Genomic DNA, 13,803 nt, shown 5'->3' on the forward strand with positions numbered 1-13,803 from the left:
CGCACTCACGCTCGCTGGAGAAGCCAACCTAGAGCGCCTGCGTCGTATAATCCCCCTCGGCCTCGTAAAGCCCGTCCTCGATCTTGGTCTTGTGCACCACCTTGAGCTTGCCGCCTTCGACCTTGGAGATGTTCTGGATGCCGAAGCACTGGTGGATCTTGCCGTTGAAGGTTTTTGGCCCCTGCGGATGCTCCGGGCCTTCGGCGAATTCGGTGAGCGCCTCGGTCGCCTCGACCAGCTTGACGCGGTCTTCCGGGCCCTTGTAGCCGGCGTCTTCCATCGCCTTCTTGACGACGTAGAGCGTCTCCCAGCAGCCGAACATGTGCGCGGCGGTGGAGACATCCTTGGGGTCGCCGACGGCCGCGCCATTGTCGTCGATGCCGACGGCGGCGCGATAGGCCTTCTGCGCCTCGGAATCGTCCGCCTGGGCATAACGCGGCGAGCCTTCCCAGAAATGACTGCCGTCCAGGAATTCGAGCCCGGGGCTGTTGATGTCGACTGCTTCGAGCGAATCGATGAAGCCGAACAGCTGCGGCCGGTTGGAGCCGTAGAACTCGCCGAGCTCCTTGACGAAGGTGAGCACAGCCGGGCCGACCATGACGTGGTAGATCACCTCGGTCTCGGCCGGAATCTGCGGGAAGTATTTGGTGAAGGAGCTCTCCGTCGGTGGAATGGCGATTTGCGCGATGACCTCTGCGCCTTGCGCCTTCAGCGCCGGCGGGAGGTAGTCGCGGTGGTCGTAGCCGAAAGCGAAATCGGGGAAGATCTGCGTCACCCTCTTGCCGGCATTGGCCGCGATCCACGGTGCCATCGACTGGATCTGGCTCTTCACGTCGGTGATGCCGGGCTGGAAGACATAACGGTTGAGCTTGGTCGAGGCGACATGGTGGCCTTCGCTGACGACGAAATAGGGCATCTTGGCTTCACCGGCGGCGGGTGCCGAGCCGATGACGACATGCGAGAACAAGGTGCCGAAGACGATGTCGGTCTTGTGCTGGGTGGCGAACTTGCCGACCACCTCGGCGCCGCGGCCGGGATCGGTGCCGTCATCCTCGATGATGACCTCTACCGGCCGGCCATTGATGCCGCCGGCCGCGTTGATCGCCTTGACCGCTGCGGCCGTGGTCTTCTCGTACCAGCGGCCATAGGCGGCGCCGATGCCGGTTCGGTGCGACTGGAAGCCGATCTTGACCGGGGCGGAGCTTTGCGCCTGGGAGTAGCGGACGAAACCGGGCGCGACCGCCAGGCCGGCGCCGGCGGCGAGACCCTTCAGCGCGGTGCGGCGGGTGAGGCCGGCCTTGGAAAGATCGAAAAACCCATTCTTGTCAGTCACGGCAGTTCCCCTGTTTTTGAGTTTTGACCAATGGCTGGAACGTAGCAGGCCGCCCCCTGCGGATGGCCGAAATTGCATGTGTACAAACTAAATCACCAAAGCCCGGACACGGCAATGCCGTTTCCCCGGGCGGATCCCGGTTTATTTCCGCCGCGACTAGCCAACGGTCGGTGTGGCGAGCAGCCAGAGGCCGAAGACGGTGTAGGCGATCATCAGCAAGGTGAGCGGAAACTGGCTGAGCGCGGCGCGGAAGGCAACCGGGTGCAGCCGCGCGGCGAAGCCGTGGGCGACGAGCACGGCAAGCAGGTGACCTGTTATGATGGCGCCGGCCTGGACGTTCCACAGCCACCATGCCGAGCCCGCGCCGGCGACGATGCCGGCCTCGATCTGCATGTCGGCGGTGCCGAAAAGGTTCCAGCCGAGCGCGAATGGATCGGACAGCGCTGCAAGCGCATATTGGCCGTCGACCAGCAGCGCCGTCAGGTAATGCGCGACATGGTAGGCAAGCGCGATCGGCACGATCGACCAGACCAACAGTCCCGCCGTCTCGCCAAGCCTATGGCCGCCGCCGGCGAGCTTCTGGCCGACGACCACGGCAAGCAGGAAGACCGTCGCAAGCAGCACGAATGTCAGGACGAGGCCGAAACTGCCGCTCCCGGTCACCGCCGTGCGGCCGGGGAATTCCAGCGGATTGATACCGAACAGGCCCAGCCAGAAGAAGGTCTTCGACAGGCCGTCATAGGAAACGGAGGACAGGGCGAGCAGCAGGAAGGCCACGCCGCTTGCCGGCAAAGGCGCGGCGCTCAGCAGCTTGGCGCCCGGCCAGCACAGGCCGAGCCTGCCTTTCTCATCACGCTCGACCGGCGCGAAGCGCGCCACCATGGAGAAGAAGATAGTCAAGAATTCGCCACTCCGGCTCCAGTTCCGGTAGCCGAACAGCAACATCGCGATGAAGGTGAATAGCCAATAAAGGCCGGCGGCGAAGGCAAGCCGTGCGGGGTCGTCGGGCGCCGGATCGATGAGTTCGAACCAGGCAAAGGCCAGGAACAGGATGACTGCCGGCCAGCAGCCGAGCCAGCGGGGAAGGCGCACCTCTTCGTCGCCTCGAGTGGTTAGGCGCGAGACGAGGCGCCATGGCCCATACCACGGATTGAGCCACGACCAGAGATCGCCAAACAGGCCTTGCAGCAGCGTGCCGCCGGCCCACAGCAGTGTCCAGATCACCAGAGGCAGCGGGTTGGAGAGCGGATCGCGGCTGCCGAGAAAGCCGGCGGTGAGTACGATTGCAAAGCCGGCAAACGATATCAGGCTGACGGCGACGCGGGCGCTGTCGGTGAAGCTGAAAAACGGCAGGCGGCGGCGCCAGAAGCGGTCCGGCACTTCGGGCGGCAGCAATGCAAGGATGAGGAAACTGATGGCGACGGCGAAGGCGCCGCCGACGAAATAATAGCCGGTGGGCAGAAGCAGGACATGCCCGCGGTCGGAGGCGTGGGCGAAGGCGGGATTGGGTGAGAGGAACCACAATGCGGCAAACAGGATGAGTACCGACAGACGGAAGCACTCTACGGCGCCCTCCTCTGTCCTGCCGGACATCTCCCCCACTTGGGGGGAGATCGGCAGTTCGCTCGATCGGCGCTTTTCATTCGATGTTTGAGATCGGCGAAGGTTTGGATAACAGCCAATCTCCCCCCTCGTGGGGGAGATGTCCGGCAGGACAGAGGGGGGCGCGACGGAACTCAACCTATCCAGGTTTTCCACTCCGCTGCGAGCCCTCAACCTCACACCTTGACCAACTGCTCCACCCGGTCCTTTTCGCCGAAGATGCGCAAATAGCGCTCGATTTCTCTGGGGTCGCCCGTCGCCTTGGCCGGATTGTCGGACAGCTTGACCGCCGGCTTTCCGTTGGCCTCGGTGACCTTGCAGACCAGCGATATGGCGTCGAGGCTGTCGGTTTGCGTCGGCGCGCAGCCTTCGAAATCATTGGTGAGGTTTGTGCCCCAGCCGAAGGACATGCGCACCTTGCCCTTGAAGTGGCGGTAGGTCTCCTCGATGGTTTCGACCTCGAGCCCGTCGGAGAAGATCAGCAGCTTCTGCCTGGGGTCCTTGCCCTTCTCGCGCCACCAGGACAGGATCTTCTCGCCGCCCTCGATCGGTGGCGCGCTGTCGGGGCGAAAGCCGGTCCAGTCGGCCACCCAGTCCGGCGCGTCGCGCAGGAAGGAAGCCGTGCCGAAGGCGTCGGGCAGCACGATCAGCAAATTGCCGCCATAGTAGCGCTGCCAATCCTGCAGCACCTTGTAGGGCGCCTGTTTCAATTCCTTTTCCGAATTGGCCAGCGCTCCGAAGACCATCGGCAGTTCATGCGCGTTGGTGCCCAGCGCCTCGAGGTCGTTGTCCATGGCCAGCAGCACGTTGGAGGTGCCGGTGAAAGCCTCGCCGATGCCTTCCTTCAGCGCTTCCACGCACCAGCGCTGCCACAGGAAGGAATGGCGCCGGCGCGTGCCGAAGTCGGAAATACGGATGCCGGGCAGCGCCTTCAGCCGTTCGGTCTTGGCCCACATCTTGGCTTTGGCGCGGGCGTAGAGCACGTCGAGCGTGAAAGGCCCGAACGACCGCAAGGCGGCGCGCGAGCGCAATTCGTTGATGATGGCGAGTGCGGGAATCTCCCAAAGCGTGGTGTACATCCACGGGCCGCTGAAGGAGAGTTCATACTGCCCGCCGCGCCTGGAAAGCTCGTAGTCGGGCAGCCGGAAATTCTCCAGCCAGGCCAGGAATTCCGGCTCGAATATCTGCTTGCGGCCATAGAAATTGTTGCCGCCCAGCCAGATCATCTCCTTCTTGGAGAAGCGCAAGGTGCGGGCGTGGTCGAGCTGTTCGCGCAACTCGCCTTCGTCGATCTCCTCGGCCAGCCGCACCGAAGTGGTGCGGTTGATCAGCGAAAAGGTGGCGTCGACCTTGGGATACATGCCCCAGATCATCTGCAGCATCAGAAGCTTGTAGAAATCCGTGTCGAGCAGGCTGCGCACGATCGGGTCGAGCTTCCAGGTATGGTTGTAGACGCGCCGCGCAATATCGGTCCTGGCCATGTCTCGTTACCGCCTTCGCTGCCTGCCGCCCATGATCGCGACAGGCCTCATAGCATCGAATTGGCAAAAGCGCTGCCGCTTTCAGGCTGGCCCGACAAAAAGAAAGGCCTGCGGCAGCCAACCCATCCGAACGCAATTGATTTTTCCAAGGCGCTACCGGACACTCCGGAGAGACAGATAGGAGGAACCGACATGGGTTATGACAGCGGCAAGCTCGACGCGTTGCGCCGCAAATATGGCGAGAGCCATGGCGGCGAGATGTTCGACCCGAAGTTCCGCAAGGTCGCCGACAAGATCTTCTCCAAGTCGGGCACGCGGCTTGCGCCCTATTCCGGTATCCCCACCTTCCTCGCCGCGCCCTATCGTGAAATATCGGCCGACAACCCGGATTTCGGCGATTTGCAGGTGGCGATGACAGGCGTGCCGATGGATCTCGGCGTCACCAACCGGCCGGGCTCGCGCTTTGGGCCGCGAGCATTGCGGGCAATTGAGCGCATCGGCCCCTACAATCACGTGCTGGAATGCGCCCCGACGCATGAGCTGAGGGTCGCCGACATTGGCGACGTGCCGTTCCGGAGCCGCTACCGGCTGGAGACCAGCCATGAGGATATCGAGCGGCGCATCAACCAGATCGTCGACGCCGGCGTCATGCCGCTCTCGGTCGGCGGCGACCATTCGATCACGCACCCGATTCTCAAGGCGGTCGGCAAGAAGGCGCCGGTCGGCCTTATTCACATCGACGCCCATTGCGACACCAGCGGCCTGTTCGACATGACCAAGTTCCACCACGGCGGCCCGTTCCGCAACGCGGTGCTGGACGGCGTGCTCGATCCGACGCGCACCATCCAGATCGGCATACGCGGCTCAGCCGAATATCTGTGGGAGTTCACTTACGAGTCCGGCATGACGGTGGTTCATGCAGAGGAGATCACCGGTCTCGGTATCCCGGCGATCATCGAGAAGGCGCGCAAGATTGTTGGCGACGGGCCGACCTATGTCTCGTTCGACATCGACAGCATCGATCCGGCCTTCGCGCCGGGCACCGGCACGCCCGAAGTCGGCGGGCTGACCACGCGGGAAGTTCTCGAACTCCTGCGCGGCCTCAAAGGCCTCAATATCGTCGGCGGCGACGTTGTCGAGGTGGCGCCGCAATATGACGCCACCACCAACACCGCGCATGCCGGCGCGCAGGTACTGTTCGAGATCCTGAGCCTGATGGTGTTCAGCCCGGCGCTCGAAAGCAGCTGACGCCGACAATGACGGAAAGGCCGCCGGACACCCCGGCGGCCCTCTCATCAATGCCCGAACACCAAAGGCGGCGCCAGGCGGTCGCGCCGCAGCCAGCGCGCCAGAAGCAGTGCCGCCACCACCGCCAGTCCGCTGGACAGCCCGATCCAGATGCCGATGCCGTGGAAGCCGAACGGGAAGGCGAGCAGCACGCCGAGCGGCAGGCCGACGCCCCAATAGCCGATGGCGGCATAGATCATCGGCACCTTGGTGTCGTGCAGGCCGCGCAGCATGCCGGCGGCAACCGCTTGCGCGCCGTCGAAGACCTGGAACAGGGCCGCGAAGACCAGGAACGATACGGCAAGCGTGATCACTCTGGCATTGGCCGGATTGGTCAGATCGATGAAGGCGCTGATCAAGAGATGCGGCCACAGGATCATTACCAGGCCCATCAGGGCCATGAACGAGACGCCGATGACGAAGGCGGTCCAGCCGGCGCGCGAGACGCCTTCGCGATTGCCGGCGCCATGCGCAAGTCCGACGCGCACCGTCACCGCCTGGTTGAGGCCGAGCGGCACCATGAAGGAGATCGAGGCGATCTGGATGGCGATGGCGTGCGCGGCAAGCGAATCCGCGTCGATCAGCCCCATCAGCAGCGCCGCGGCATTGAAGATCGTCACCTCGAAAGCAAGGATGCCGGCGATCGGCAGGCCAAGCCGTAGCAGGCCCTTGAAGCGCGGCCAGTCGGACCGCCAGAAGCGGCCGAACAGATGATAGCGCCTGAATTTCTTCTCCCACATCACCACGGCGGCCATGCCGACGAACATCAGCGTTGAGGACAGCGAGGTGGCAAGGCCCGAGCCTGATATGCCCATGGCCGGGACGCCGAGATTGCCGAACATGAACACCCAGTTGAAGAGCGCGTTGCAGGCGACGGCGACAAAGACGATTATCAATGCCCAGCCCGGCCGCTCCAGCGCCGATATGAAGGAACGCAGCACGATATAGCCGTAGAAGGGCAGCACCGCCCATTCCAGCCAGCGCAGGTAGATGCCGGCGCTGTGCGCCAGAGCGGGCTCCTGGCCCATGGCGAGCAGCACGCTCTCGCCGTGCCAGAGAAAGATCCAGATCGGGATGCAGATGAGGATCGCCAGCCACAGGCCCTGGCGCACGGTGCGGCGCAGGTCGCGCACCGAATGACGGCGGCGGCCGAGCTCGGTCGCCATCATCGGCGAGGTCGCCAGCATCAGGCCGAGGCCGAAGATCAGCGGCATGAAATAGAGATTGGCGCCAAGCGCGCCGCTGGCCAGCGTGTCCGCCCCCAGTCTGCCCATCATCATGACGTCGGTGGCCGTCATGGCGGTCTGGCCGAGATTGGTCAGCACCATCGGCCAGGCGAGCGCCAGCGTCGCCCTGATTTCCTGACGCCAAAGATTTTCCGGCGCGCGAGCGCCGGCTTCGATCGCAGACATTGTTTCCGCTCTTTCAGAACACGGCGCGTCGGGACCAGGCCCGGAAGCCGCACGGCAAACGGCGCAAAATGGCGTCGTTTGCGTCGCCTTTTGAACGAAATGCGACATGATGGCAAGGGAGGAGGGATGGCGAGCGATTGAGCCAGAGGCAAACCGCAATCGCCGGCTCGCGTTCACTTGGCTATCGGCTGCTGCTAGGAATGCGGTGAGATTGGAATGCCGGCGCATTGCCGGGAGGATCGGATGCCGTTCAGGCGCAGGAAGAACACGGCCGCTATCCCGCGCACAGCGCCGGCCTTCGAACATATCGTCACCGAGGCGAGCGACAGTTTCCTGTGGCGGCTGGACGACTATCCCTGGGAGCGCAATGTCTGGAATTTCCATCCGGAGTACGAAATCCACCTCTTGCGAAAATCCTCCGGCGTCGTGCTGGTCGGCGACCACATCGGCGAATTCGGACCGGGTTATCTCACCATCGTCGGCGGCGGGCTGCCGCATGATTGGGTGACGGCGGTGCAGCCGGGCGAGCTGATCGAAGGCCGCGACATCGTCCTCCAGTTCGATGCCGAGAGGCTGCGCGGGTCGGCTGGCCTGTTGCCCGAACTGCGCGAATTGGAACCGTTCCTGGAGCGGTCGCTGCGCGGCATGGTTTTTCATGGCCGCACGGCATTGGAAGGCGCCGAGCTGATGGAACGGATGGGGGAGGTCAGCGGGCTAACCAGGTTCTGCCTGTTCCTGAACCTCGTCGATCTCCTCGCCAGGACCGACGAATACGAGCTGTTGTCTTCGCCGGATTTCTCTCCTGTTCTGGATGCCGCCTCGCTCGACATCATCCAGCGTACGCTGACCTATCTGTTTCAGCATTTCGCCGAAGATCTGAAGCTGCCTGATGTGGCGGCGCTCGCGGGAATGACCGAGAGCACATTCTCGCGCTTCTTCCAGAAGAACACCGGCAATTCCTTCAGTGACCACCTTGCCAAGCTGAGGCTGTGGCAGGCCTGCAAGCTGCTGGCCGATACCGATATTCCGATCACCGACATCTGTTTCCAGGTCGGCTACATGAACATCTCCAATTTCAACCGCGCCTTCATGCGCAAGCACAAGATGACGCCGTCATCCTATCGCAAGCTGTCGCGGCAGCGGCTGGCGATGCGCGCGTAAGCACGCCCTAAAAACCACCGTCCCCGAGTCCGATCGATACTCATGTGAGATTGGCCGCAACCGGATGCCGGTTTTTGCGCCGCACAATGCATAAAAGTACAGGTCTTCTGCAACGGGGCTTCTAGCGCGAGCCGCCGCAACTCCGCATTTTGGCGATGGGTGGCAAGTCGCTCGGGCGATGGTGAGGATCGCGCAACCCGAGGACGTCCGCTTCCTGCGACGTGTTCCTGGAGGAGAAAATAATGAAACCAATTCGGCTCGCTGCCAGCCTTGGTGCAGCTTTCATGCTTTCCGCTACCGTTTCCACCACCGCTTTGGCGCAGGCGCCGGTCTGCTCGGCGCCGGTCAAGGTGCTGGCGCAGCCACGTGACGGCCTGACGCTTCTGGAGGACTCCAAGGCCGAGTTCGAGAAGCTTGCCGGCGCCGGCTTCCAGATCGATTACCTCAACGAGAACGACCGCCGGGCAAAATCGCGCGCCGACGCGTCCACGGTCGGCAACTACAACGTCTACTATGTCGACGAAGCCAATGTCGCGCTGTTCGCTTCCTCGAAATGGATCGTGCCGCTGGCCGACTATTATCCGGCCGACTACGACTATGCCGACTTCGACCCCGGCCGCCAGAAGGTCGCCACCTATGACGGCAAGGTCTGGTTCGCGCCGCTGACCGGCGGCGGCGACCTGATGGTCTATCGCAAGGACGTGCTGGAGGCCGCCGGCATCCAGCCGCCGAAGACGCTCGACGAGCTGATCGCCGACGTGCCGAAGCTGACCAACCCGGACAAGGGCATGTATGGCATCGCGCTGCGTGGCGCGCGCGGTTCGGGCGCCAATGTCTGGCGCTGGATGCCGTTCTTCAAGGCCTATGGCGGCCAGTGGTTCGACGGCGACAAGCCGGTCTTCAATTCGGATGCCGCGGTCAAGGCGACCGAGACCTACCTGAAACTGTTCAAGGATTCGGCGCCCGGCACGCAGACCGGCAGCTGGGATGAATCGACCGGCGCCTTCCTGTCGGGCCAGGTCGCGATCCTGGTTGAATCCACGCCGCTGTCGGGCATGGCGGTCGACCCGAAGACCTCGCAGGTCGTCGGCAACATCGGCTTCCTGCCGCCGCCGTCGCCACTGCCCGGCGGCGGTTACGGCCATGGCCTCGCCATCGCGGCGAAGGCCAATGCCGACGACGCGTCGAAGAAATGCGCCGGCCTGTTCATCGCCTGGGCAACATCGAAGGAAAACGAGAAGCGCCGGCTCGACGCCCACCAGTTCGGCGAGCTGAACCGCACCAGCATCCTGGCCAGCAAGGAATTCGCCGATATTTACGGCGCCGATCTCGGCCAGGCACTGGCCGAAACCGGCAAGGTCACGGCGGTCAATTTCTGGCAGGACCCGCGCTGGCCCGATCTCGGCGACCGCTGGGGCATCATCCTCGAGGAACTGGTCACCGGCACCCGCACCGACATCAAGGGCGGCCTCAACGAACTCGAGGCCTATGCCAACGAGCTGGTGAAGAAATAAGCCATCCTCCCCCTGCGGCGCGCGGTCCACGGCATTCGGTGGAGCGCCGGAACCTGTGCGCCGCAGGTCTTGGTTCATCATTTCGGTTTGAGCCAGTCTTCGCCCGAAAGGCCAGTCATGCCCAATCGTCCGAGACGCAGCAGAGGTTAGACAGATGCCGCGACGCTCATCCCTGCCGGTCACCTTCGTCGTGCCGACACTCGCCATCCTTCTGGTGCTGTCGATGGTGCCGACGCTCTACGCGGTCGTCATCGCCCTGCAGAACCGTGAACTCAGCTCGACAGCCTATTCCTATGTCTGGTTCTCGAATTTCGCCGACCTGTTCGTCGACCGCCGCTTTCTCAACGCCGTCTGGGTGTCGGTGAAATGGGAATTCGTCACGGTCATCGCGACAATGGCGGTCGCCATCGGACTGGGCGTCCTGATGTTCGAGGTCGCGTCGCCGCGCCTGCGCAACATCTACTGCCTGCTGTTCATCATCCCGGTCCTGCTGCCACGCGTGTCGGCGGCCTTCGTCTGGAAGTTCGCCTATCATCCGCTCTACGGCATCGCCACCTATCCTTACCGGCTGCTCACCGGCGGGCTGATCTTCGATCCGCTGTCGAAGCCGGCGACGGCGTTGTTCGCCGTCGCATCGGTCGATGTCTGGCAGTGGGGCCTGTTCTTCGCCGTCATCGTGTTGAAGCTCCTGGAAACGCTGCCGCCGCAGCCGATCGAGGCCGCACGGCTCGACCATGCCAAACGCTGGCAGATCCACGCCTATGTGACCTTGCCGATGCTGAAGGCGCCGCTGGTCAGCCTGATGTTCGTCAAGATGATCGAATCGCTGCGCTCCTTCGACCTGATCTATGTGATGACCCGCGGCGGGCCGGGCGTGGCGACCGAGACGCTCGACATGTACGCCTTCTCGCAAGGCTTCATCGAGTCCGGCAAGGTCTCCTACGCCTCGGCGATGGCTGTGCTGATGATGATCGCCACGGTCATCACCTTCACCATGCTGTGGAAGCGGGTGCAGGCATGAGGCCATATCGCATGAGACCCGGCCGCCTGATCGGCAAGACCGTGCTGGCGTTTGCAGGCTTCATGGCCGTGTTTCCGTTGCTGTGGACGGCGCTCAACTCGCTGAAGAACAATGTCGACATCATCACCTGCGTCCCGCGCCTGGTGTTCACGCCGACGCTGGCCAACATCAGCTATATCGTCGGCCGCGACAGCGTCATGACCGGCCTCTACAATTCGGTCGTCGCCTGCGGCTGCGCGGTGCTGATCGGCGTGGTGCTCGGCCTGCCGGCGGCTTACGCCGTGGCGCGTTACCCGAACCGCTGGGCGGGCGACATCCAGTTCTTCGTTTTGTCGCTGCGCTTCCTGCCGCCGGTGGCGGTCGCCATTCCGCTGATGGTGATCTGGCTGCAGCTCGGGCTTTACGACACGCTTGCCGCGCTGATCGTCACCTATTGCCTGCTCACCATCTCGGTGATCATGTGGCTCGCCATCCCGGCCTTCCAGGCCGTGCCGAAGGAGGTCGAGGAAGCCGCCTTCGTCGACGGCTACGGCGCCTATTCGGTGTTCTGGCGGATCGCGCTGCCGGTCGCGGCGCGCTCGCTGATCGGCGCGGTGGCTTTCAGTTTCGTGCTGGTCTGGAACGAGTTCCTGATAGCGCTGATGCTGTCGAGCTCCAACGCCAAGACCTTGCCGATCGTCGCCTCGGAACTCTCCCAGCAAGGCATGAACGTGCCGTGGGGAATCCTGAACGCCTCGGTCGTGCTTCTGTCGCTGCCGCCGCTGTTGTTTCTCGGCGTGCTCAGCGGCTTCCTGAATTCCGTTTTCCGGCAAAAAAAGACTTGAAGCGAGGACGACACGATGCGGGCACTGGTGCTTGAGAAAAAGGGCGAGCTGGCCCTGCGCGAGATCGCGTTGCCGCTCGACGTCGGCCCGGACGACGTCAGGATCGCCATCCATACGGTCGGCGTCTGCGGCAGCGACGTGCATTATTACACCCATGGCGCCATCGGCAGCTATGTCGTGCGCGCGCCGATGGTGCTCGGCCACGAAGCGTCCGGAACGATCGTCGAGATCGGCGCCAATGTCCGGACGCTGAAGGTCGGCGATCGCGTCTGCATGGAACCGGGCGTGCCGAACCTGTCGTCGCGGGCGACCAAGCTCGGCATCTACAATGTCGACCCGGACGTCACCTTCTGGGCGACGCCGCCGGTGCATGGCATTCTGGCGCCGCAAGCCGTGCATCCGGCGGCGTTCACCTACAGGCTGCCCGACAATGTCTCCTTCGCCGAAGGCGCGATGGTCGAACCTTTCGCCATCGGCATGCAGGCGGCGGCGCGCGCGCGAATCGTTCCGGGTGACGTGGCGGGTGTCGTCGGCTGTGGCCCGATCGGCATCATGATCGCGCTGGCCGCGCTGGCCGGTGGTTGCTCGAAAGTGCTGATTTCCGACTTCTCCGCGCCCAAGCTCGAAATTGCCGGGCGCTATCCCGGCGTCGTTCCGGTCAACATCGGCGAGCAGCCGCTGGTCGATGCCGTGCGCGCGGCCACCGACGGCTGGGGGGCGGACATCGTCTTCGAGGCCAGCGGCAGCCCCAAGGCCTTCGCTGATCTGTTCGACGTCGTGCGCCCCGGCGGCGCGGTGGTCCTCGTCGGGCTGACGGTGGAGCCTGTGGCGCTCAACGTGCCAGCGGCCATATCGAAGGAAGTGCGCATCGAAACCGTGTTCCGCTATGCCAACATTTTCGACCGCGCCCTGCAGTTGATCGCCTCCGGCAAGGTCGATCTCAAGCCGCTGATCACTGGCACCTATGATTTCTCCGACAGCATCGAGGCTTTCGAGCGGGCGGCGGCAGCGCACCCGCAGGACGTCAAGCTGCAGATCCTGCTCAGCGGCGAAAAGGGCTGACCATGTCCGCGATCACCTGTTTCCATGTCGACAAGGCCTATGGCGCCACGACGGTCATCCGCGACCTCAACCTCTCGATCGAGGAGCACGAGTTCGTCGTGTTCCTCGGCCCGTCCGGCTGTGGCAAGTCGACCTTGCTGCGCATGCTGGCGGGGCTGGAGGAAATCAGCGGCGGCGAGGTCTCGATCGGCGGCAAGGTGGTCAACGATCTCGATCCGGGCGATCGCGGCATCGCCATGGTGTTCCAGAACTATGCCCTTTACCCGCATATGACGATCTTCGACAACATCGCCTTCGGGCTGCGGCGCCAGAAAGTGCCTGCGGCCGAGATCCAGAAGCGGGTCGAAGCGGTGTCAAGGACGCTCGGGCTGGAACCCTATCTCGGCCGCAAGCCAGCCGAGCTTTCCGGCGGCCAGCAGCAGCGCGTGGCGATCGCGCGCGCCATGATCAAGACGCCGAAAGTGTTCCTGTTCGATGAGCCGCTGTCCAATCTTGACGCCAAGCTGCGCAACCACATGCGCGTCGAGATCGCGCGGCTGCACCAGTCGCTGAAGACCACCACCGTCTACGTCACCCATGACCAGCTCGAAGCGATGACGCTCGCCGACCGCATCGTGCTGCTCAAGGATGGCGTCATCGAGCAGGTCGGCTCGCCGGCGGAAATCTACCGGCGGCCCGGCAACATGTTCGTGGCCGGTTTTATTGGCACGCCGAACATGAATTTCATCGACGTGACGGTGGCCCGGAAAGGAAATGGCTGGACGCTGACCAATGGCGGAACTGTCTTCACCGTCAACGGCTCGCGCTTCAAGCTCCAACATGGCGAGCAGGCGGTGCTTGGGATCAGGCCTCCGGATCTCAAGCCCGCGAACCCCGACAGCGCCGGAAACCTCCTGGCAGGAACGGCCGATCTCATCGAGTTTCATGGCAACGATGCACTGGTGACATTCGCTCTTGGCGGCAAGGAGATCAGCGCACTCGTTCCCAGCCGCGCCTGCCCTACTATCCGCAGCGATGTCCGCTATACGTTCGACGAATCGGATATGCACCTGTTCGATGCCAAGTCCGGCCTATCCTTGTTGACACGGTAAAGCGCATTCCCAGTT

The 13,803-nt window shown here is 63.5% G+C and carries 11 protein-coding genes; 7 read left to right on the forward strand and 4 right to left on the reverse strand.

Translation table 11 applies throughout. The features are described 5' to 3' along the window. Positions 1-28 precede the first annotated feature (28 nt). From LB532_RS04315 to pncB, 3 genes are all read right to left on the reverse strand, one after another. A complete protein-coding gene (locus LB532_RS04315) occupies positions 29-1,333 on the reverse strand; it encodes an ABC transporter substrate-binding protein (protein WP_140639283.1) in 1,305 nt (434 codons plus the stop codon). Positions 1,334-1,489: 156 nt separating this feature from the next. After that, positions 1,490-2,926 carry a hypothetical protein gene (locus LB532_RS04320; RefSeq protein WP_140639282.1) on the reverse strand — a complete coding sequence of 479 codons (1,437 nt, stop codon included), beginning with the start codon at positions 2,924-2,926 and terminating at the stop codon, positions 1,490-1,492. Between the two features lie 185 nt (positions 2,927-3,111). Beyond that, positions 3,112-4,416 (reverse strand): nicotinate phosphoribosyltransferase, encoded by a 1,305-nt coding sequence (pncB, locus tag LB532_RS04325; RefSeq protein ID WP_140639281.1) that lies wholly within the window; start codon positions 4,414-4,416, stop codon positions 3,112-3,114. A gap of 192 nt (positions 4,417-4,608) precedes the next feature. Between pncB and speB the strand changes: the two genes are divergently transcribed. Then, positions 4,609-5,664 (forward strand): agmatinase, encoded by a 1,056-nt coding sequence (speB, locus tag LB532_RS04330; protein WP_140639280.1) that lies wholly within the window; start codon positions 4,609-4,611, stop codon positions 5,662-5,664. A 47-nt stretch (positions 5,665-5,711) separates the two neighbouring features. Here the strand turns inward: speB and LB532_RS04335 are convergent, their stop codons facing one another. Continuing rightward, positions 5,712-7,115, reverse strand: coding sequence for an MATE family efflux transporter (locus tag LB532_RS04335; RefSeq protein ID WP_140639279.1), 1,404 nt, complete (start codon positions 7,113-7,115; stop codon positions 5,712-5,714). A gap of 243 nt (positions 7,116-7,358) precedes the next feature. Here LB532_RS04335 and LB532_RS04340 point away from each other — a divergent pair, with 243 nt between their 5' ends. The 6 genes from LB532_RS04340 (at position 7,359) to LB532_RS04365 (ending at position 13,788) form a co-directional block, all read left to right on the forward strand. Then, a complete protein-coding gene (locus LB532_RS04340) occupies positions 7,359-8,276 on the forward strand; it encodes an AraC family transcriptional regulator (protein WP_140639278.1) in 918 nt (305 codons plus the stop codon). Between the two features lie 242 nt (positions 8,277-8,518). After that, complete coding sequence (locus tag LB532_RS04345; protein ID WP_140639277.1) at positions 8,519-9,790, forward strand: ABC transporter substrate-binding protein; 1,272 nt, start codon at positions 8,519-8,521, stop codon at positions 9,788-9,790. A 154-nt stretch (positions 9,791-9,944) separates the two neighbouring features. Further along, on the forward strand, positions 9,945-10,811 hold the full coding sequence (locus tag LB532_RS04350) for a carbohydrate ABC transporter permease (RefSeq protein WP_140639276.1): 867 nt from the start codon (positions 9,945-9,947) through the stop codon (positions 10,809-10,811). An 11-nt stretch (positions 10,812-10,822) separates the two neighbouring features. After that, a complete protein-coding gene (locus tag LB532_RS04355) occupies positions 10,823-11,635 on the forward strand; it encodes a carbohydrate ABC transporter permease (RefSeq protein ID WP_140639275.1) in 813 nt (270 codons plus the stop codon). A 15-nt stretch (positions 11,636-11,650) separates the two neighbouring features. After that, on the forward strand, positions 11,651-12,697 hold the full coding sequence (locus LB532_RS04360; protein WP_224556393.1) for an NAD(P)-dependent alcohol dehydrogenase: 1,047 nt from the start codon (positions 11,651-11,653) through the stop codon (positions 12,695-12,697). Between the two features lie 2 nt (positions 12,698-12,699). Beyond that, positions 12,700-13,788, forward strand: coding sequence for an ABC transporter ATP-binding protein (locus tag LB532_RS04365; protein WP_140639273.1), 1,089 nt, complete (start codon positions 12,700-12,702; stop codon positions 13,786-13,788). Positions 13,789-13,803 lie beyond the last annotated feature (15 nt).

The organism is Mesorhizobium sp. ESP-6-2, from assembly GCF_020164675.1.
Classification (GTDB): domain Bacteria; phylum Pseudomonadota; class Alphaproteobacteria; order Rhizobiales; family Rhizobiaceae; genus Mesorhizobium.